This is a genomic window from Pseudanabaena sp. FACHB-2040, from assembly GCF_014696715.1.
GTDB lineage: Bacteria > Cyanobacteriota > Cyanobacteriia > Phormidesmidales > Phormidesmidaceae > JACVSF01.
In genome coordinates, this window is sequence record NZ_JACJQO010000039.1 from 1 (window position 1) to 20,377 (window position 20,377).

The 20,377-nt window shown below is 49.2% G+C and carries 22 protein-coding genes and 9 pseudogenes; 1 reads left to right on the plus strand and 30 read right to left on the minus strand.

The window, feature by feature from the left end; translation table 11 throughout:
* Window positions 1-101, plus strand: a pseudogene (locus H6G13_RS27380) (IS1 family transposase); the annotation flags it as partial.
* 96 nt (window positions 102-197) lie between these two features.
* Here H6G13_RS27380 and H6G13_RS27385 read toward each other — a convergent pair.
* The 30 genes and pseudogenes from H6G13_RS27385 to H6G13_RS27520 form a co-directional block, all read right to left on the minus strand.
* Window positions 198-380 carry a hypothetical protein gene (locus H6G13_RS27385; RefSeq protein WP_190488868.1) on the minus strand — a complete coding sequence of 61 codons (183 nt, stop codon included), beginning with the start codon at window positions 378-380 and terminating at the stop codon, window positions 198-200.
* A 25-nt stretch (window positions 381-405) separates the two neighbouring features.
* Complete coding sequence (locus H6G13_RS27390; RefSeq protein WP_190488870.1) at window positions 406-879, minus strand: nuclear transport factor 2 family protein; 474 nt, start codon at window positions 877-879, stop codon at window positions 406-408.
* Between the two features lie 252 nt (window positions 880-1,131).
* Window positions 1,132-1,776, minus strand: coding sequence for an NAD(P)-binding domain-containing protein (locus H6G13_RS27395; RefSeq protein ID WP_190488932.1), 645 nt, complete (start codon window positions 1,774-1,776; stop codon window positions 1,132-1,134).
* Window positions 1,777-2,288: 512 nt separating this feature from the next.
* Complete coding sequence (locus H6G13_RS27400) at window positions 2,289-2,762, minus strand: lipocalin-like domain-containing protein (RefSeq protein ID WP_190488872.1); 474 nt, start codon at window positions 2,760-2,762, stop codon at window positions 2,289-2,291.
* A gap of 30 nt (window positions 2,763-2,792) precedes the next feature.
* Window positions 2,793-3,656, minus strand: coding sequence for a dioxygenase (locus H6G13_RS27405; protein WP_190488874.1), 864 nt, complete (start codon window positions 3,654-3,656; stop codon window positions 2,793-2,795).
* 146 nt (window positions 3,657-3,802) lie between these two features.
* Window positions 3,803-3,916, minus strand: a pseudogene (locus H6G13_RS29640) (SDR family oxidoreductase); the annotation flags it as partial.
* Window positions 3,917-3,969: 53 nt separating this feature from the next.
* A complete protein-coding gene (locus H6G13_RS27415; RefSeq protein ID WP_190488876.1) occupies window positions 3,970-4,992 on the minus strand; it encodes an LLM class flavin-dependent oxidoreductase in 1,023 nt (340 codons plus the stop codon).
* A 112-nt stretch (window positions 4,993-5,104) separates the two neighbouring features.
* Entirely contained in the window at window positions 5,105-6,004 is a 900-nt protein-coding gene (locus H6G13_RS27420; RefSeq protein ID WP_190488878.1) for a pirin family protein, read from the minus strand.
* A 66-nt stretch (window positions 6,005-6,070) separates the two neighbouring features.
* Window positions 6,071-6,257 (minus strand): annotated as a pseudogene (locus tag H6G13_RS29645) (hydrolase); the annotation flags it as partial.
* Window positions 6,258-6,427: 170 nt separating this feature from the next.
* A pseudogene (locus H6G13_RS29650) lies at window positions 6,428-7,310 on the minus strand (alpha/beta hydrolase).
* A gap of 60 nt (window positions 7,311-7,370) precedes the next feature.
* Window positions 7,371-7,636 (minus strand): annotated as a pseudogene (locus H6G13_RS27430) (SDR family oxidoreductase); the annotation flags it as partial.
* Between the two features lie 205 nt (window positions 7,637-7,841).
* A complete protein-coding gene (locus H6G13_RS27435) occupies window positions 7,842-8,588 on the minus strand; it encodes an SDR family oxidoreductase (protein ID WP_190488880.1) in 747 nt (248 codons plus the stop codon).
* Window positions 8,585-8,767: a hypothetical protein gene (locus H6G13_RS27440; RefSeq protein WP_190488882.1), complete on the minus strand. Its 183-nt coding sequence runs from the start codon at window positions 8,765-8,767 to the stop codon at window positions 8,585-8,587. Before H6G13_RS27440 ends, H6G13_RS27435 begins: the two co-directional genes overlap by 4 nt.
* Window positions 8,768-8,998: 231 nt before the next feature.
* Window positions 8,999-9,124 (minus strand): annotated as a pseudogene (locus tag H6G13_RS29310) (disulfide bond formation protein DsbA); the annotation flags it as partial.
* A gap of 85 nt (window positions 9,125-9,209) precedes the next feature.
* The gene (locus tag H6G13_RS27450) at window positions 9,210-9,968 is read right to left on the minus strand and encodes an NAD(P)H-dependent oxidoreductase (protein ID WP_190488884.1); all 759 of its coding nucleotides are present in this window, start codon (window positions 9,966-9,968) and stop codon (window positions 9,210-9,212) included.
* A 318-nt stretch (window positions 9,969-10,286) separates the two neighbouring features.
* Window positions 10,287-10,431, minus strand: a pseudogene (locus H6G13_RS29655) (alpha/beta hydrolase); the annotation flags it as partial.
* A 497-nt stretch (window positions 10,432-10,928) separates the two neighbouring features.
* Window positions 10,929-11,201, minus strand: a pseudogene (locus H6G13_RS27455) (GMC oxidoreductase); the annotation flags it as partial.
* Window positions 11,202-11,332: 131 nt separating this feature from the next.
* Window positions 11,333-12,088 (minus strand): SDR family oxidoreductase, encoded by a 756-nt coding sequence (locus H6G13_RS27460; RefSeq protein WP_190488886.1) that lies wholly within the window; start codon window positions 12,086-12,088, stop codon window positions 11,333-11,335.
* 157 nt (window positions 12,089-12,245) lie between these two features.
* On the minus strand, window positions 12,246-12,914 hold the full coding sequence (locus tag H6G13_RS27465; RefSeq protein WP_190488888.1) for an NAD(P)H-dependent oxidoreductase: 669 nt from the start codon (window positions 12,912-12,914) through the stop codon (window positions 12,246-12,248).
* Window positions 12,915-13,073: 159 nt separating this feature from the next.
* The gene (locus H6G13_RS27470) at window positions 13,074-13,655 is read right to left on the minus strand and encodes a nuclear transport factor 2 family protein (RefSeq protein ID WP_190488890.1); all 582 of its coding nucleotides are present in this window, start codon (window positions 13,653-13,655) and stop codon (window positions 13,074-13,076) included.
* A gap of 117 nt (window positions 13,656-13,772) precedes the next feature.
* Window positions 13,773-13,949 (minus strand): annotated as a pseudogene (locus tag H6G13_RS27475) (SDR family NAD(P)-dependent oxidoreductase); the annotation flags it as partial.
* Between the two features lie 122 nt (window positions 13,950-14,071).
* Complete coding sequence (locus H6G13_RS27480; protein WP_190488892.1) at window positions 14,072-14,449, minus strand: hypothetical protein; 378 nt, start codon at window positions 14,447-14,449, stop codon at window positions 14,072-14,074.
* Between the two features lie 69 nt (window positions 14,450-14,518).
* Window positions 14,519-15,463, minus strand: a complete 945-nt coding sequence (locus H6G13_RS27485) for a zinc-binding dehydrogenase (protein WP_199306938.1) — start codon at window positions 15,461-15,463, stop codon at window positions 14,519-14,521.
* Window positions 15,464-15,594: 131 nt separating this feature from the next.
* On the minus strand, window positions 15,595-16,116 hold the full coding sequence (locus H6G13_RS27490) for an SDR family oxidoreductase (protein ID WP_347277542.1): 522 nt from the start codon (window positions 16,114-16,116) through the stop codon (window positions 15,595-15,597).
* Window positions 16,117-16,410: 294 nt separating this feature from the next.
* Complete coding sequence (locus tag H6G13_RS27495) at window positions 16,411-17,511, minus strand: NADH:flavin oxidoreductase (protein ID WP_190488894.1); 1,101 nt, start codon at window positions 17,509-17,511, stop codon at window positions 16,411-16,413.
* Window positions 17,512-17,711: 200 nt separating this feature from the next.
* Window positions 17,712-17,837, minus strand: a complete 126-nt coding sequence (locus tag H6G13_RS29315; protein WP_347277543.1) for an AraC family transcriptional regulator — start codon at window positions 17,835-17,837, stop codon at window positions 17,712-17,714.
* Window positions 17,838-17,889: 52 nt separating this feature from the next.
* A complete protein-coding gene (locus H6G13_RS27505) occupies window positions 17,890-18,510 on the minus strand; it encodes an FMN-dependent NADH-azoreductase (protein ID WP_190488895.1) in 621 nt (206 codons plus the stop codon).
* Window positions 18,511-18,565: 55 nt separating this feature from the next.
* Complete coding sequence (locus H6G13_RS28960; RefSeq protein WP_242028571.1) at window positions 18,566-18,685, minus strand: SDR family oxidoreductase; 120 nt, start codon at window positions 18,683-18,685, stop codon at window positions 18,566-18,568.
* Between the two features lie 198 nt (window positions 18,686-18,883).
* Window positions 18,884-19,867 carry a CPBP family intramembrane glutamic endopeptidase gene (locus H6G13_RS27515; protein ID WP_190488896.1) on the minus strand — a complete coding sequence of 328 codons (984 nt, stop codon included), beginning with the start codon at window positions 19,865-19,867 and terminating at the stop codon, window positions 18,884-18,886.
* Window positions 19,868-19,908: 41 nt separating this feature from the next.
* The gene (locus tag H6G13_RS27520; RefSeq protein ID WP_190488898.1) at window positions 19,909-20,265 is read right to left on the minus strand and encodes an AraC family transcriptional regulator; all 357 of its coding nucleotides are present in this window, start codon (window positions 20,263-20,265) and stop codon (window positions 19,909-19,911) included.
* Window positions 20,266-20,377: the final 112 nt, after the last annotated feature.

Here is a 20,377-nt window from a genome sequence, read left to right on the forward strand (position 1 = left end):
GCCTAGTTCGTAAGACCTTGTCGTTCTCCAAAAAGTTGAGTAACCACGTTGGTGCAATTTGGTATTTTGTGCATCATTACAATGCCTCTTTGCGTTCTTAACCATTACTATTCCTTACTACCGCAGAGCCAATTTCATATCCGTTTTCTCTATCTTGTTACCCTAGCCGAACTTGAGTTGAACCATGCCCGCATATTTTAATCGTTCAAGAGTGGCGACATTTGCATTCCAATCAGTTCAATGGAGCGCATCAGTTGGACGTGGTTCATCTGCGCGTTTTCCATTTGAGAAGTTACTCGTGAAATGCCGCCGAGCGATTCGCTGTAACGGCGGATTTTCTCCGCCACTTCTTCGGGAAAACTAGCTAGGTCAAGGAACACGAACGGTTTTAGCAACTCGCCAAGGTCACCAGAACTTTGCGCCGCTCATGGCTGCCATGAACACCATCGGGTTCCAGTACTCGCGGTAATTGACGATCAACCCATTCTTGACAGTCACAAACGTGGCGTAGCTCATTTCATAGGGATTGCCGTTGCTGATCACCCGGCCTGAGACGCTCCACTCGGCAATAGCCATGTTGGGGTCATCGGTAGAGTTGATCTTCAGCGTGGGAATCCGCTGCAAGTCAATGACGCTAGGATAGTTCTTCAAATACTCGTAGATAGCCGCTCGGCCCACCAGCTTTCTGGTCGCCACGTCGGGCGCGAAGGGGAATTCGACGACGACGTTTTCGTCGCAGAGTTCAGCCCAGCCCTTAATATCTTTGGCTAGGAAAGTGTCCAGACTGCACTTCAGCAATTGCGCTGCGGTCAGACCCGCAGGTGCGCCGGGATCGGTGATGGCGAGCGTGGCTTCGCTATGGAGGTGATCTTCTTGCATGTGATTTTGTCCAAGTTAAAGTTACAAATGTTGACTTGCCCTGCGTGCGGTAATCTCGGGGCTATGGTTCAGTCCGGTTGTGTTGCTGTCGCTAATCGGGTGCTCCGCTCAAGCCACCCATGCGGGTATTCATCACATAGGGACCAACGCCCAGCGGCTTCACAGTCGTGAAACCCGACGCGCGCTTATGGCCCGCAGCTAGGACCATAAGCGATGAAATTTCGATGCTCGTCGGAGACTTCTTCTGCGCGATCAGATCTTGATGAAGTTGTGCGCAGCCAATGAACCAAACGGCAAAGACGCAATCGTGCCGCCAGCTTCCAGAGTGCCTAGATCCACAGGGAAGAAGCCCGTGCCGTCAATGATTTTTCGCACTTGGGTTTTGGCATCGGCGTCGTCACCTGAGTAGAACAGCACCCGCTGTCCACCAGACACTTTAGGCTCTTGCAATAGGTTCACCTCCAGGTGATTAAAGGCTTTCACTACGCGTGCACCCGGTATGTATTGCTTGAACACCTCGCTGGAGGATTTGCCGCCTAGATCAACAGCCCTGATACCGTAGGCTGCCAGCGGATTGCTGGGGTCTTTGGCATCAGGTGAATCTGGGTCGAGGAATTCAACTGGGTTGGTACTGTCAATGACGATGCGACCATTCCATGCAGGCAGGGCACTGAATACCTTCTCTGCATCGACCCAGCGCACAGCCGCAATGACGATGTCGGCGCTGGCGGCTTCGGCAACAGTGCCGGCCTTTATGGAGGGGCCCACTTCGGCCACAAAGTCAGCCAGCGATTCCGGTCCGCGCCTGTTGGCTATGGTGGCTGCAATGCCATTTTTTGCCAACATGCGCGCCAGGTTTGAGCCGAGGGCTCCTGAACCAATAATTCCGATACTCATATCGATGTTTGCAGAGTTTTCTTGACCAAGGGTAATGTCAGACATGAGAGGTTTCTCCGTTGTAAATTGATAATGTGTTTTTGTCTGTTGCATCACAATTGTTATGCAGCGATCGAGCACCGTCTTAACAATGCTGTGTTAAGCAGACTTCAAAATGGGGCAAGCATCCATTGCCTACCGTCATTTCAGAACGACAAGAATCCTTTATTGTTGCCTGAGCGCGATCGCCGCGTTTGCCGTCTCTAAGATGGCTTTGATTCTGCTTCGGTAGCCAGCGCGGCACGCAGACCAGCATCGAGATTCATGCGGTCTACAAATCGTGACAGGTTCTCAAAGCCTTGTAGTCCGACCTGAGTGTTGATCGCCCAACGCAGAATGACAAACAGGTAGGGAGCAGCAATCGATCATTCGCCATTGAGCCAGTTTCGTCCGTCGAGATAACTGAGGATAGCGACGTTTTCAGTGAGTGAAAAGTGATCGTACTTGCCTCTACTTCGTTATCGACAACGAACTCACCTTGCTATAATGCGTTCCCACAGCAGCTCAAAAACCGCTTCAACACCATCACTCAAGACTGGCGGCGTTACGAGCGTTAGTCGGCTCTCATTAAGAGTAAAGGTGCGAACTAATGTTGTACCAACGCGATTAGGAATTGATGCAATTTTGATCTGGTGAGTTACTGTGTTGCCACTCAACGTATAAGTTCCAGCGTAAGCATTGAATGTTGTAAATGCTTGAGCAAGCTCTTCCACGGGTAAGGATTGCATCTGGGGAGTCAGCGGTGATCTGACCTCCTGACTCAGCGGTGTGCGATCGCTCCTAGAAAACATCACCATCATGTGACCATCTGATGTGTAAGTGATGTAGCCAACCGGATGAGTTCCATACACGTCTGGAGTCACCGTTCCATCAGCGTAAATGGCAGTTGCAGAAATTAACTTCCAAATGCCAATTAGCAGATTGTTCTGGATTGATGGTGTAGACATAGTGTGCAACCATTGCTTGATGATTCTCCGCTAGAGAGTAGCGGGTTTCAACACAAAATCAAACTCAGTCGTGTGAAACGGTTTACTTTGATTGTGTGCCTTGAGTTCGTCTAGTGCTTCGTGCTTTTGCAATTGAACGATCGCCGATCGCACGGCAAAGGTTGTATCTGAATCCAGGTGAGGATCGCCAGCAATAAAAATTTGTGTTGTCAGTGGAGTGTACTCCGGAGCACTGAGTTTGAAATGGATGTGAGCCGCCCGCCAGGGATGCCGTCCCAAGAGTCCCAGCAACTCGCCACATGGACCGCTGCTTGGCACTTTGTAACCTAGTGGCACGACGGTTTCAAACATATACTTTCCACTCTTGTTCGTTTTGAAACGTCCGCGAAAATTCCCCAACGGCTGAGATGGCTCTTGGACATCATATAATCCTTTGGAATTGGGTTGCCAAATATCAATCAGAGCATTGGCGATCGGTTGACCGTTCAAATCTAAAACCCTGCCTGACAGGAAAAGCGAATCTCCTTCTGTATCAATACCCAAGCGATTGCCCATCTGCCGTTCTGGTGCATTCGGCACATACAATGGTCCTTCTAAATTGCTTTCTGTACTGCGATGGGCATCGTGCAGCAATTCTACCAACTCCGAGATCCCTAGTAGATCCGTCAACAAATGGATCTCTCCAGTGGGAATCTCTTGAGTGTGATGACTTGCCTGGTTGAGAAAATTACGTCCCTGCTGCAACTCGGGTTCCGTAAGATTCACCTCGCGCGCAAAGTCATGCAAATGTCGAACCAAGCTCGTGTAAATTTCATAGAGTCGCGGGTGAGATTTGCCGCGATCGCCATGATTAATGACGGCTTCAGTGATAGTGTCAAATGTGATGTTCTGCATAATTTAACTCTTTTTTAGTTACGTGATTAATGATGGTTGTTTTACGGCGACTATCTTGACTTATAGTCTGTGTCCTAATCTAATTGGCTACAGCTATACCAGTGCAACTTTGCCTGCAAGTGTTGTCATCTCGCGCTGTCGTTCGACTACTGCGCTACAGCCTCACCATCTACCATCAACGTTGCACCTGTTGTGAACGATGCCATCTCAGATGATAGAAACAGGACTGCACTTGCAACTTCAAGCGGTGTTTCAACCCGCCTCTTTGTCTTGTTACCCTAACGGAACTTAAGTTGAACTATGTCCGCATATTTTAATTGTTTAAGAGTGGCGACATTTGCGTTCCAATCAGTTCAATGGAGCGCATCAGTTGGGCATGATTCATCTGCGCGTTGTCCATTTGAAAAGTTACTCTCGAAATGCCGCCGAGCGACTCGCTATGACGGCGGATTTTCTCTGCCACTTCTTCGGGACTGCCGACCAGTAACGCGCCGGTCGCGCCGCGCTGTGCGTCAAAAGCGGCGCGCGTAACGGGCGGCCAGCCTCTCTCTCTGCCAATTTTAGTGAACGTTTCGGCGTAGCCCGGAAAGAATTCTTCAACGGCTTGCTCGGTCGTGTCGGCGACATAACCGATTGAATGCAATGAAACTTTCAACGTTTCGGGCGCGTGTCCAGCGTACTCTCCGGCATCGCGGTATAAATCTATGAGCGAGCGAAAGCGATGCGTTTCGCCTCCGATAATGGCAACCACGAGCGGCAGTCCAAGCATTCCGGCGCGGCGGAAAGATTGCGGCGTACCGCCGACCCCGAGCCAGATGGGAAACGGCTTTTGCAGCGGACGCGGATAAATCGCTTGGTTTTCCAGCGCGGGGCGAAATTTGCCCGACCAATCGACCGTTTCATTGTCCCGAATTTTGAGCAAGAGTTCGAGCTTTTCAGCGAAAATCTCGTCGTAATCGCCGAGACTAAATCCAAATAGCGGAAAGGCTTCGGTGAACGAGCCGCGCCCGACAACCATTTCGGCGCGACCTTTTGAAATCAAATCGAGCGTGGCGAATTGTTGAAACACACGCACCGGGTCAGCCGCGCTCAGCACTGTAACCGCGCTGGTTAGACGGATGCGCTCGGTGCGTGCGGCGGCAGCGGCGAGAATAACCGCGTTTGCCGAATCTAAAAATTCATGCCGATGATGCTCGCCGATACCGAAGATATCCAAGCCGGAACGATCCGCCTGCTCTATTCTCTCCAGCAGTTCGGCGACAGACTGCGTGGCATCCGCCGTTTCACCATTTTCACTCGTTCCAACCGAGGCAAAGCTGTCAATTCCAACTTCCATATCATTTCCCAAGCGTTTTGCGAATGAAATAGACTTAATCCAAAACGGTAGAAAGCCTTGCTGTACGAGTTAAGCTGCTGTTCTCTCGCTCAGCAAAAACGCCTAACTATCGTCAACTCAGAGGGGTCACGCTACTACCGTGATCTGAATTAGCAGGGAGCGGAATGAATTCAGTTTCACCGGGAACCGCTGGGAAGCGGCGGTCTTGCCAATCTCGTTTTGCCTGCTCGATACGCGCTGGGCGGCTCGACACAAAGTTCCAGTACTTTGTGCGATCGCCCACTGGTGCCCCGCCGATAATCATTGCTTTTGCCTCAGCCCCCGCACTGATATCTACGGATTCATCCGGCGCTAAAACGGCTAGACGATATGGCTCTAGAGGCTTTCCATTTAAGAATAGACCGGATGTGACGCTATAAACTGCCCTTTCTAAACCTTCCATTGGCGCTAGCTGAAATTGACTGCCCTCTGTGAAAACGAGCGCTAGGTAAAGAGTAGCAGAGTAGGTTTTAACTGGTGATTGGTGAGACTGGTAGCTACCGGCGATCAAAGTCGCGCTGGTGCCTGTTTGAATCCACCTCGGTAAATCAGTCGCCGGATAATGTGAAAAGCTAGGTTCAACTTCTTCAGCGCTTTCGGGGAGGGCAATCCAGGTCTGAATGCCGTGAAGAGTAGATTCTTTCTCTCTAAAGCTCTCGGGCGATCGCTCAGAATGAACAATACCTTTGCCCGCTGTCATCCAGTTCACCTCGCCCGGAAAAATCTCTTGTACTGTACCTAGACTATCTCTATGCAGAAGGCTTCCTTCAAACAAATAGGTAACCGTTGCTAAATTGATGTGTGGATGGGGTCTAACATCGACGCCTTTTCCAGCCGGGAAAATAGCTGGGCCTAAGTGATCAAAGAAGATGAAAGGGCCAACCATTTTTAGGGTTTCACTCGGCAAGATGCGCTGTACGCTAAACCCACCTAAATTGTGCTTTTCAGGCGTGATTAATTGCTGAATACTCATTTTTTACGATCCATTCTTAGTTGATGTTGTGGACGAAGATACAATCTTAGTTCTACTTCATAAGATAGTAAGAATTGTTGGCATATTGAATACCTTTGCCGATTTGACAAGACCAATATCATTGTTAATGATTATCGTGCGTTTGTTCATGGCTGTTCAAGTTGGTGAGCTGATAGGGCTGTTGGTCAATCACTACCAGGATGCTATCTTCTGGACGAAGCAGTCTTTCTAGACCGATTTTTTTGATTTTCAGATATAGCTATAGGTTTCCTTTTAGGGATCGATGGTTGCAGAACTTTTTTGACTGATGGCAACGTAAAGCAATGAAATCTCCTATGAATGCTGCTTCAGATTCTTGCCTAACTTGAATTAAATGTTATGATTTCTAAGGCTCGGTTTCTTTCAAATTCTTAGGGTGTTTTGTCAAATCAGCTTCAAGCGCAGCGTGGAACCGATTGCTCCATCGAGGAACGTGTGGATCAAAGCTGCCACCTCCTCTGCATGCGTCTCCAGCGCGAAATGTCCGGCGTCGAGCAGGTGAATCTTTGCATCCGGGAGATCTCGCTGATAAGCGGCAGCACCAGCGGGCAGAAACGCCGGATCATGACGTCCCCAGACGGCGAGAAGCGGTGGACGGTGCTCGCGAAAGTACGACTGGAAGGCTGGATAGAGCGCGACGTTGCTGCGGTAGTCGAGGATCAGATCGAGCTGGATCTCCTCCGCGCCCGGCCGCCCCATGTAGGCGATGTCGAGTTCGTAGCCGTCGGGCGACAAAAGGTTTGGATCGGCTCCGGTGCCATACTGCCAGTTCTGGATTGTGTCTGGCGCGAGCGAGGGCCGGCAGGCTTCCCGGTTTGCTGCGCTCGGTTCACGCCAATAGGTTTCCCACGGCCCCCGTTCATCACTAAAACCCTCAATGTAGGCGTTGTCGTTCTGCGAGACGATCGCAGATACGTTCAGGATGGCGCATCGCCAGACACAGACCTACTGGCGCACCGTAGTCGAAGGTGTAGAGTACGTATTGATCAAGGGACAAAGCATCGACGAAGCCCTCGATTACGTCGGCAAGGCGGTCGAACGTGTAGTCGAACGTTCCGCGCGGTGGTACCTTGGTCTGCCCAAAACCAGGCAGATCCGGCGCGACGAGCCGAAAGCGATCGGCGAGCAGAGGGATCAGGTCGCGGAACATGTGGCTAGCGGTCGGAAAGCCGTGCAACAGCAGTATTACTGGCGCATCGCTTGCCCCCGCTTCGCGGTAGAACACTTCGACATCACCAACCTGTCGAAACCCGTAGCGTATTTTCATCTCTTTTCCTTTGATTGCGCGGGTAAAAGTTTTGATCTGCTTCGGACTGAACTGCGACGCTCAGATTTGGAATCCGCCGGACACATTCACTACATTGCCGCTGATGTAGCCAGCGTCTGAACTTTCGAGGAAGCAAACGGTCGCCGCTACCTCCTCCAAGGTTGCGATCCGGCGGATGGCGTGAAGATCCATCGCTTCCGCTGCTTCCGGCACTTTGTCGGCTGCGGCTGTTGCCATGTCCGTCGGCATGATACCTGGCTGCACACAGTGATGTTGCGCGGACCAAGATCGCGCTGGACACCTTTTGCATACCCTACGATCGCTGCTCCTAAACCACGAGAACCAACCGTTACCAGTGCAACCTTGCCTGCAAGCGTTGTCGTCATGATGGACTCATTTTGATGTATTACTGCTCAATCAAACAGTGCGTAATATCGGGATGCCCTTGAGGAACCAACAGTATGAAGAGTGATCGAGCGGATGATGCAGGTCAATCGCCACTTGGTCGCGACATTTCGCACTGCTGATCGACTATTGCGCTACATACCCGCCATCTACCATCAACGTTGCACCTGTTGTGAACGATGCCAGGTCAGATGATAAAAACAGGACTGCATTTGCAACTTCAAGCGGTGTTCCAACTCGTCCGATCGGGTGAAGTCCTGTCAAGTAAGCTTTGGCCTCATCTGTAACTGCTTCAAACATATCTGTTTGGATTGCCCCTGGTGCAACAGCATTGATGCGAATACCCGCTTTGGCATATTGAAGCGCAGCAGCTTTTGTTAGGCCTACTACCGCATGTTTACTCGCGGTGTAGAGAAGTATGTTAGGAAGTGCAACGACTCCAACTACAGATGCCATATTGACGATCGCACCACTTTCCTGTTTCAACATCTGAGCAATTTCATATTTCATCGACAACCAAACGCCTTTGACATTGACGTTCATAGTGCGGTCATATTCCGCTTCTGTTTGCTCAATCAATGAGGGATTTTCGCCGCCCATTCCTGCATTATTAAAGGCAATATCTAACCGACCAAAAACGCCAACCGCTTTATCAACCATTGCTTGAACATCGGCTTCTTTCGTGACATCTGCTTGCACAAAAAACGCCTCTCCGCCAGCTTCCTTAATCAATCGAACCGTTTCTTCACCTTCATCCATTCGACGACCCACCACCACCACCTTTGCTTGTTGTTTGGCATAAGCGATCGCTGTTGCTCTACCGATTCCCGATGTGCCTCCGGTGACTAACGCCACTTTATCTTGCAGTATCATTCTGTTTCTCCTGTTGTAATTTCATCAGTTTGTATCGGGTAAGCTTGTCTCAGCAACTCAGTGACTTCTTGCGCGATCGCAATCAGGGCATGATTGACTGAGGAGTCCTGAAGAGAATCAGTCTGAGGTGTACCTTCACGCCCAGAATTATTCTTGCCTTGTACTAGTAAACGTGTCATAGAATTATCCTCAATGAAATACTGATTTGTAATTCACTAAATCAATACGCAGGAATTCAGTTGTTGGTATGGTTCAAAAAGCGGTAATTTTGTTCAGCAGAATAGGCAAAGTCTAGCCCTTAAATTAGATGACTTACAGCACTTACAGGCAAGTCAGATATGAATTGAGAGCAAAGATCGGGGGACTTAATGACTTGGAGCAATTATGGCAGCCATCAACTCCGTCGTGTTTCAGCGCTCGGTATACCGAATTCCATTGATAAATAGGGCTGGGGCAGTCGTTACTCCACTCTCTATTCCGCCTTCGATATCTTCGTTGATGCGATCGACATGCACTTGTTGGTACTGTCGCAAAAAAAATTAAAGCGCTATCTAAAGTGTTGTATTACGTGTATTTCAACTCCACTCATAGTGCTTCCAAAATTTTTTGCGACAGTACCTGCTAGCGTTTATGCTCAGGATTTTTGAAGTCTGTCTTACAACCTGCATCCCAAACGTCAGGTTGGTTCCCGTGAGGAGGAATACCTCCATTATCTTTGAGTAGTCTGGCTATATGCATACAGTTCCAAGCTAAAAAGGTGGTATTGCGATTGGTAAATTCGTTCTCCGGCCCTCCAGACCCTGGGTCTAAATAGGAAGGACCAGGGCCCACTTCGCCTAGCCAGCCTGCATCCGCTTGTGGAGGGATCGTATAGCCAATATGCGATAGGGAAAACAAAATATTCATAGCGCAATGTTTAACACCATCTTCATTCCCGGTAATGAGGGTTGCCCCGACCTTCCCATAATCTCTGTACTGACCTTTCTCATTCAAAAGATGAGTATATCCATACATCCGCTCTAAAACTCGACTACAAACAGAACTTTTTTCACCCAGCCATACTGAAGTACACAGCACTAAGATGTCAGTTGCGTCAATTTCTTTCTGGATCTGGGGCCATTCATCTGCCTGCCACTCGTTAGTTTGTGACATATCCAACCCTAGCCCAGCTGCTATCTCATAATCTACAGGTCGAATGACTTGAGTGGTTACCCCATTGGCCTCGAAAATAGCTTTGGCAATATTGATAACCCCTTGTGTATGGGATAACACTGGCGTTCTATTGAGTGTGCAGTTTAAAAAGAGAGCTTTTAAATCGCTATACTGCGCAGGGGCATTTTGGCACTGACGATCCGTGATTGTTTTGAGCTGTTGTGACATGGCTTCGGCTTCTATATAAAACGGTTGTGTCGCAAAAACTTATTAGGGGCAAACGATCGGTGTTGTTTGCATTCCCTTAAGCAGCAATTTCAAAGATCGCTTAGATAAATTTCACTCCAGACATACTGTCTCCTTGCTTGACTCCTTTTACTTGTCCTTTTCGAATCATATTCATCACTTCGATGGAGCATAATTCAACGCCCAACGATTGATGATTGTGTCGCAAAAAATTCTGGAAACGCTATAGATAGGGCTGAAGTACATATGCTACAACGTTGCATGTAGCGCTTCAGAAATTTCTTGCGACACAACCTCTTTGAGCAGCACCGCCACCTGTTTTTCCCAGGAATGACCGCTGAGTGGAAACCCGTGAATCAACACAATAGGTTGACCTGATCCGAAATTTTCATAGTGAATATCAATGTTGGCAGAGTTTTCTTGACCGGACAGTAACGTAAGGCATGAGGGTCTCTTTTGTGAATGAGCCGGGCGTATCTGATAGTCGGGGGATAGCACAATGTAGTTTCTATTCAGAAGGTCGGCAAGTCATGATCCCTTCCTTTTGAGTATTAGCATTGGGATTACTACCCATCGCTCGAAGCGTGATCGTCGGTTCATAGCCGGGGTAACAACGTACCAAGACCGTATCTTCAGATTGAGTCACATACAGCACATGAACGGGTCTACCCCCTAGCACAGCAGGAACAAGGTTGGGAGGTGCGGGGGCTGTTGCAATAAGTGTTGACTGATTCGCCGGGTATATATCTGGTGTCTCCGCCGGAGTAGACTTTATTTGGAGCGATTGCAAACTGATCAGGACTAATGCTGTGGAAATGACTAGTGCAGTCAAGGATTGAGCGGATAGTTTGAACATAACTCAGAGGTTTTAGTTGAGATTTACTCAATAGAGAAAAGATGTCAGAGAGAAAGGTGGCGATCGCAGAATTTGCAGATGAATTTTTATTCGTCGGAATCACCAATTCCTAAATAGGCTAAATGGGCAGGATTCTTCACGTGGTGCTTAGCCATTAGATTTTTTCGAGTGCGGCTTGCTTTAATTAAATCGGCTACTTTTTCGCCAATCATGATCGTTGGTGCGTTCGTGTTGCCTGTAGTAATTGCTGGCATGATAGAAACATCCACGACCCGCAAGCCCTCAATTCCATGCCCTCGCGGTGGTTGTGTCGCAAAAATTCCTGAAGCGCTATCTGTAGAGTTACAACACGTGCAGTTCAACTCTATGTGTAGCGTTTCTAATTTTTTTGCGGTACAACCGAACGTATCGATGAACGCTTGGGAACCTTTGGAGGTTCCCGTCCAAGGCAAGATTTGCTTCAGTTCAGGGTTGTTGAAATGCCGATCGACTACTGCGCTACATACCCACCATCTACCATCAACGTTTCACCTGTTGTGAACGATGCTAGGTCAGATGATAAAAACAGGACTGCATTTGCAACTTCAAGCGGTGTTCCAATTCGCCCGATCGGGTGAAGTCCTGCCATGTAAGCTTTGACTTCATCCTGCCCACCTGCCGCTGCTTCAAACATATCTGTTTCGATTACCGCTGGTGCAATGACATTGATGCGAATACCCGCTTTGGCATATTGGAGCGCAGCAGCTTTTGTTAAACCGATTACCGCGCTTTTACTCGCGGTGTAGAGGGGGAAGGTGGGAAATGCAACGACTCCATTTGCAGATGCCATATTGACGATCGCACCACTTCCCTGTTTCAACATCTGAGTAATTTCATGTTTCATTGACAACCAAACGCCTTTGACATTGATGTTCATAGTGCGATCGTATTCCGCTTCTGTTTGCTCAATCAATGAGGGGTTTTCGCCGATAGTTCCTGCATTATTAAAGGCAATATCTAACCGACCAAAAGCACTCACCGCTTTATCAACCATTGCTTCAATATCGGCTTCTTTCGTGACATCGGCTTGCACAAAAATCGCCTCTCCGCCAGCTTCCTTGATCAATCGAACCGTTTCTTCGCCTTCATCCATGCGACGACCCACCACCACCACCTTTGCTTGTTGTTGGGCATAAGCGATCGCCGTTGCACGACCAATGCCCGATGTCCCTCCCGTCACTAAAGCAATCTTGTCTTTAAGCATCATGATTGTTACCTCTTGTTGTGAATGGCTGTGTCACTTTGTCAAAAACTCAATGAGCAATACGTGTAGGAGCCAACAATAAGAAGCGCCTCCTACAACCAGGATGAGTACGATCCTGGCTGCGTGCCCCATAAATTCAGTCCCGCCAGTTCCATGCCGATCAATACTGACCTACGGCGATCGGCAACTCACGTTCAATGGTTCGCAATCGTTGCGAAAAATCATTCAAGATACGTTGACGAACTGCATCTGTTTGGCGAACGGGGGCATAAACAATCTGCGGAGCAAGAACGTCAAAACCAACGAATTGCAGCATCCCTCGCTGAATTGGGCGCAGAATAGCATGGATATCACCGTTAAAACCGCCTGCAAGATAGTCCTCTTCTGTGCTACCTGTGGTCAACGAGAGCATTGCTTGCTTACCTCGAAATCTGCCCGTTTCATAAATATGCCCATTACCGTAAACACGCCCCATAACAAAGACGCGATCGACCCACCCCTTCAAAATTGCAGGGACACTGAACCACCACAAAGGGAATTGCCAAATCATCAGATCACACCATTCCAGTTTTTGGATCTCAGCTTCAATTTCTGGAACGAATCCTCCAACTTCAATTGCATACATCTCTTCAAGTTGCTGCTTAAAGTAGTCAGGATCTTTGACAGACGCAAAGTTGCGGCGATCGGATGCAGGGTCAAATCTCATGGTGTGGAGATCTGAATATTGAACATCATGCCCAGAGTCTTTAAACGTGTCAATTGCTGTCTGAAACATTGCTCCGTTAAAACTTTTCGGCTCTGGGTGTGCAAGAACAATCAAAACTTTCATGGGAGTTATTTCGTTTTCTAAGTTTCTAAACTTTTGCTAGGGCTGAATAATCTAGATAGCCTTTTTCACCACGGGTATAGAACGTAGCTGGGTCAGGCGAGTTGCGATCCTGGTTGCAAAATGGCGGGTTTAGGCTTTGATATCTGCTGGCTCCTACACTTAGTCGCGATCGATTAGTGTGTTTGAAGGTAAGTTGGGATCGATCGCCTTACGCGCGCTGTCAACGCCCACGATGGGAAGTGTACCCGGATCGAGCAAGCCGACTTGAACCAATACACTTGCCTGATCCCAGTAAATGTGTTCGTGGGCTATTTTGCCGTCACGAAACCGAATAATCGCAACTACTGGCACTTCCACCCGTTTCCCGGCTGGAGCAACGCCAGGTAGCATCCAGTCCATCTGGATCGTATGAGTGAACGTAGCCACCATTTCATCCACGAGTTGATCCGTTCCGATCGTGCGCGAGATTGGGGTCAACTCCATGTCCGGCGGCATCTGTGGAATGAGGTATTTGGAATAAAACTCGCGCAGTGCTGGTTTCCCGACCCCCCCAGTCATTACCGGGATGTGGTTAACGTGAGCATCTTCAACCATCGTAGCGAGGGCATCTTCAGTACTGTGAGTGACAAACTCGTGTCGCAGATGCTCTTCCCAAAGTGCTTGCAAAGACTCCTGGGCTGGTGTCAAATTGGTAGTTGCTTGTAAATTTGCTTGTCCGTCTACAGTTTGCTCTTTGACCATGATTAAATACTCCTGCTTCTATCTATCTAAATTGTCTTGAGTTCCAATGCTTGACTGCTTTCAGATTCTTAAAATGATTTGTCAGATTCTTGCGATGTTAGTGAACTTGTTTCAATGGACGTATAAGCATTCAGCGCCTGTTTCGCGAATCAGTTTGGCGGTTTTTTCACCTTCTGCGTTGCGTCTGCCTGAGAATACTACCTTTGCTCCAGCATCACCGAAGGCGACCGCAGTTGCACGACCAATTCCTGAAGTTCCACCAGTAACTAATGCCACTTTATCTTGAAGTATCATTGTGCTTCTCCTAGCATTAATTTCGTTGCATTGATCTGAAGCGTACTAAGTTCCAATGCTTGATTTCTTCCAGATTCTTATGGTGAAGAGCGAGTTCGTTTCAGGATCATCTGATTTAGATACTAATGTTCAGAATTCACTTGCCATGTAATCACAATGATTTCTGCAAACAGTAAGACAACTATTAGCCGCGAAAACGCTTGTAAAATGGCTTCCATCGTCCAGTTCTGACTCTGAGAATTCCAGATCATCAAAACAACATTCACTCCAAGCCCCAACCAGGGTAGAATGACCGCTGAATTCCGCCCGTGGTATAAGCGGATCGTCGTCTCCCGCCAAAATGGGAAGGTGCTGAGGAGACAAGCAATGTAGGAGGCTCCTGCACTGACGAACAAGCTTGTTTGAAGACTCGAAGGCAGGTTCGGGTATCCAAGTGCGATCGCTGTCAGACAAAGTCCCAGCGCGAGATACAGGAAAGTAAACAAGGTAAATCGTTTCATTTTCTGCAAATAAAGCTCAGCGATAATCTATTCCTGTGTGGCCGACATAACTCAGCCAATGAACAACAATTAGTCCACATGCAGCACAGCCTTACCTGAAAATCTGCGCCCGATCAAATCAGCCGCTGTTACGCCTGCTTCACGCCATGAAACTGCTCGATCGATGTGCGTTTTGAGCCGCCCCTGCTTAACTAACCTCAGTAGACGAGCCAGCCCAGAACTAGCACTTTCCATCTCTACTTCGGTGTACAGCGTGAACCCGTAAAGCGTGCGCTGTCCTCCATTCTCGAAATAGAAGTCTGGTAGGGACAGCTTCATCTCATTGCCGCTGCTACTGCCATAACAAACGCAGGTGCCTCCTTTAGCCAAAAACGCAGTTAGCGTCCCGACCAATTCACCTCCTACTCCATCAACGATCAGTCGATAAGGCGCGAACTGCTTGGCTTCTTGCCCGGTTTCGGTTAGCACCACTTCATCTGCGCCGTAATCTCGCACAAATGCTTTTTGCACTGGCTGACGAATTTGGGCAACGACGCTAGCTCCCATCATCTGAGCAAGCTGCATGGCGAAGAGTCCCACTCCCCCTGTTGCCCCTGTGATCAACACTCGACTTCCTGGTAAACGAGATCCCTTTTCCACTGCATACAGTGCTGTTAACCCCGCGACGGGCAGTGTGGCGGCATCGGTATCTGATACGCTCTGGGGAATAATAGCCAGAAAGCGAGTCGGAATTGCTACATATTCTGCCCAGCCCTCTGAGCGGATGGAGAGGGCAACAATCTTTGTCCCTGTGGGTGGGCCACTGCCGTCTTGCGCTGTTTGTTCAACAACGCCAACGACATCCCAGCCAATCGGAGTGCCCAGTAGATCATCTTGCGATCGCTTAAGTTCGCCCCGATTCATCGAAAATGCCTTGACGCGAATCAAGCACTCGTTAGCCTTCGGAGTAGGAACTTCAGTGTCTTGAAAGGTGAGGTTGCCAACGGCATCTGGTGAACTCACGAGTCTACGCATCGCCATATCCTTGTGTGTAGAGGGCTATAGTTTCATGTTCTAGATAGAACTGTTTCAATCAACTTGCTGTATATCCACCATCGTTGGCGTAGCCTCTCCTACAGGAGAATCACTAAGGGTTGTCCCGTGATCTAGCTGGCAGCATCAGAGCAAAGAAACACAACCGCTTGAGCAACTTCCGTTGCCTGACCGATCCGACCGATCGGAACCATAGACCCAAGATCATCGAACGTTATGCCTATCTGGTCAGCGCTACGAGCCATTAGATCAGTCGCAATGGAACCGGGATTAACAGCATTAATCTGCATGCCCTGTTTGGCATAGTCAAGTGCGGCAGTGCGTGTCAGCCCCATCACCGCGTGTTTGCTGGCAACGTAGGGAGAGATTCCTGGCAACGCAACAAGACCATTGGTGGACGAATTGTTCACGATCGCGCCTACGCCTTGGGTTAGCATCTGCTGAATTTCGTATTTCATACACAAGAATAGTCCTCGTGCATTGACCGACAGGATCTTGTCAAAATCCTCGATCGCTTGTTCATGCAACGGTGTCACAACAAGATCGATGCCAGCATTGTTAAAGGCACAATCCAGTTTGCCGTAGATTGCGATCGTCTTCTGTTGGGTTCGTATTCGACAGCAGCGTATGTAGATCTTGGGGGAGTGTGCCGTCGCTCAAGGCTGTAATTGTGAAATCACCTAACTTGAATGGATAGATACCTGGCACTTGAGCAATCGCGCTTTTGCTCAGTGATACCGCTGGAAAAAGACAAGAGGTCACAATCGTTAGCACTGTGGTTGCAACCGCTATCATCAGTCTAGAAAACATATTAGAACCTTTTTAGCGATAAAGGACTTGATAGATAATCACCCCTACACTTGCCCAATGCGATCGCTAATTCGGTTGAAACGATCAGTTGAGAGGATCAGACATTCAAACCAGCGCTTTTAAGTGAGTATTGCTAACGCTGAGGGATTAAAGTTCATGAGATCAGCGGTACGGTTTTGATGTATCTTTACAGCCCATTGCGGATCTTGCAGCAGCGCACGTCCAACTGCAACCAAGTCGAAGTCACCGCGCTCCAGCCGACGCAGCAATTCATCAAGTGACGCAGCCTGTGATGCTTCACCACTAAAAGCTCTGATGAAATCGCCGTTGAGACCGACCGACCCTACGGTAATGGTGGGAACCCCTGTCAACTTCTTCGCCCAGCCCGCAAAGTTTAGCTCAGATTCGTCGAACTCCGGCTCCCAAAAACGGCGTTGTGAGCAATGCAATATATCTGCACCTGCATCCACCAGCGGTTGTAACCACTCCTCCATCTCCGCTGGAGTATTCGCAAGGCGGGCAGTGTAGTCCTGTTGTTTCCATTGCGACAGGCGAAGGATGATCGCAAAGTCAGAACCGACTGCTGCACGGACGGCTTGAATAATCTCGGCAGCGAAACGTCCGCGCTCAGCGAGCGTCACACCTCCAAATCGATCGGTGCGATGGTTCGTGCCCTTCCAGAAAAACTGATCGATCAGATAGCCATGTGCCCCGTGGAGTTCAACAGCATCGAAACCCAGCCGCTTTGCATCCGCCGCTGCACTGGCAAAGGCAGCGATCGTATCGGCGATGTCTGTGTCAGTCATCGTTCTCCCAAACGGCTGGTCAGGACTATTTAGACCCGAAGGACTTTCAAACAGGTCAACGGGTAGATCGTCGCCGTATGGGGATGGCACTGCGCCAACATGCCAGAGCTGCGGGATCATCAATCCTCCGGCAGCGTGGACTGCATCAATGACTTGCTTCCAGCCAGCAAGCTCCTGCTCACCGTGGAAGCGGGGAAGGTTAACACCGTTTAGCGATGCGGGTCGTGCGATACCCGTCCCCTCGGAGATGATCAGCCCGACTTCAGCAGCAGCACGTTTTGCATAGTAATTTGCTACGTCTTTCGTTGGATAGCCATCAGGTGAAAAGCCTCGCGTCATTGGAGCCATCACAATTCGGTTCGGCAGCTTCAATCCCTTAAAGCTAAAGGGTTGGAAAAGCGTGTTAATAGACATGCTAATCTCTTGAGAAATTGTTAACGAGTGAAATATACAAGTGAACGTACCTTTGCTTGCTGTTGGCGTTTTACTTGCCTACTGCGATCGCTTGCCAATCTTGTTGTTGTACGTCTGACGTAAGCTGCATTGGATTCTTGTCTGATCTAACTTGAGTGTAATGATTGTCAACGCTGAACTTCTTTCAGATTCTTATAGGATTAGCGAACCTGCTTGGAGGTTATTCCAGTAAGGCACTTGAACTGTTGCGTCAGATGGTTTTGACTGGAGAAACCGACTTGTAAGGCAATGTCTATGGTTTGCGAAGCAAGTTCCCTCAGAGTAATCGCTAAGTCCGTTTTCCAATAACATCAATATCGACTGATTCGCTGACTAGTGCTACCAGCCATTAACTAGCTCTTGAATCTTAGATTTTGCTTCGTCTAGCCCCCGTTTTCGTGCCTCGTCTCCCATATCTAGACCATTGGCATGAATGAACTGAATGTCGGTCACACCCATGTATTGAAAAGCATACCGGAGCGCAGGTTCCTGACTATCCCATCCTTCGTAAGGAGACCCTGCTTCAAACTCAACGCCTCGCGATGTGATGAACAAAACTTTTTTACCGTTCGCAAGTCCTTTGACTTGACCATTCTCCTCCATGAATGTGCGACCCACACGAACCACTTGATCAATGTAGGCCTTGAAATTGGACGGAATGCTGAAGTTGTACATTGGCACACTGAAAACACATCGATCGGCTGCCAAAAACTCATCCACTAACTCATCAGAAAACTTCAACAGTTCAGCCATTTCTGAAGTCAGTGCTTCTGGCGCAATAAAAGAAGCCGCAATCCAGTCTTCGGTGACGTGAGGAACTGGCGTTTGTCTTAAATCACGATAGATGATCACGTCATCAGGATGTAAGTCTTGCCACGCATCGATAAACTTCTTTGCCAACTTGCGAGATTTGGAGCGCTCTCCCCGTGGACTTGAATCAATATGCAGAATGCTTGCCATATTGCCTTAATCAGAAATTTCAATTGCCATCTAGACAGTAAGTCAGCAACTTAAGCTAACTCGCCGTATATCCGCCATCGATCGCAAACGGTTGCCCAGTGATGTAGCTGGCAGCATCAGAGCAGAGAAACACCACCGCTTGAGCAATTTTCGTTGCCTGACCGATCCGACCCATTGGAACTATAGACCCGAGATCATCGGACGGGATGCCCTACTGGTTGGCGGCACGAGCTATGAGGTCAGTTGCAATCGGTCAGGATTCACCGCATTAATCCGAATACCCTGTTTGGCATAGTCAAGTGCTGCCGATCGCGTTAGCCCCATTACTGCTACTGCATGTTTGCTATTGACCTTCAGCAACGAACTGACGAGATCACCGACGACCAATCCGATCGCTCTGGAAAACGGGTTCGGATGCCTTGTCGCGTTTGAATACCTTGTAGGCGATCGCCAGGAACACGGATACTACAACCAGCATTGATAGCGCCGCGTAGGTTACATGGAATTTGCTGATTGTGAACAGAGCCGGTGCGTTCACGGCGCTTCCAGCCACGTTGAACAGGAGTACGCCGCCGATGTTGTTCGCGAAGTGTGCGCCGATGACGAGTTCGGTGGTTCCGTCAATCAACGAAACCACTGTCCACACCAGACCCGGAACGAGGAAGTAGTTGAAGAACACCGTGAGCCAACCGCCCGCGCTTGCCTCCGGGTTGAGCAGGTGCGATAGGGCGAAGATCGTGGCTGGCACCAGCGCCAGAAACACGCGGCTCGTCCAAACAAGGCTCGCGCCCTGCACAATGTAGCCGCGAAAGAAAAGCTCCTCCGTGGTCGTCTGGATCGCGGTAAAGACTAGCGCCAGCGGGACGAAGAGTGCGAACGTTGCGAGGTCGAAGTTGAAAGAGAAGGTGTTGGGATAGAAGAGGTACTGCCCCAGCCCACCGATCAGGCAGAATGGCACGAACCACGCCACAAATCCGTGACCGACACGCCGCCAACTTATCCGCTCCTGCGCCGTGATCAGCGTTCGGGGGTGGCGACGGTGAACGAGGGTGACGGCGATCAAGATTCCCGCGAGGAAGAACGGAAAAATTGCCGTGACCGCAACGAAGCCCCCCACGGGACCGAATGCGGCATAATCCAGCCGACTGAACGCTGCAAGCCCCTCCTGACCGCCAAACAGGAACGCGATGCGGGGGGTGGCGATGCCGCCGACCACCAGCCCCACAAAGAAAATGACTACTAATCCCAGAACATACCGCCACCCCCGATGCTTACCCCACCGGGCGGCCTCTACGTAAGTCGCATCTTGCACTTCCGTTCCGATTCCCTGCTTTCCTTTAATTGCGTTGATCTTCATCTTTGTCTCCTTGACTCGTGCGTGTATGTAGCGCTTGGACGTTAGCGAATCTGTTTTGGGGTCATTCCCGTAATGCGCTTGAATTGTTGTGTCAGATGGCTTTGGCTGGAGAAGCCGACTTGTAGAGCGATGTCTGCGATCGCAAAATCTGTCTTCTTCAACATTACTTTTGCTCGTTCCACGCGCTGTTTAATCACGTACTGATGGGGCGAAATCCCCATTGCTTGCTTAAACAAACTCGCAAAATAAGTCGAACTAACGTTGATCACTTCTGCAAGTTCAGCCAGTGATAATTCTCGATCGAGATGAATCTGAATATAGTCAAGTACTTGCTGCAATCGGGTGTGCGTTAAGCCTTTGTAATTGGCTTCAACGGTTGGCTTTGTGGTTGTTAGCATGGTTCAAAAATTGGCAAGTTGTTCAACAAAACAGGTAAAAACTAGCGATCGCGCATTCGATCGCTGATTAGCACTAACCAACAAGTCAAATGTGAATTGGGATTAGGGATCG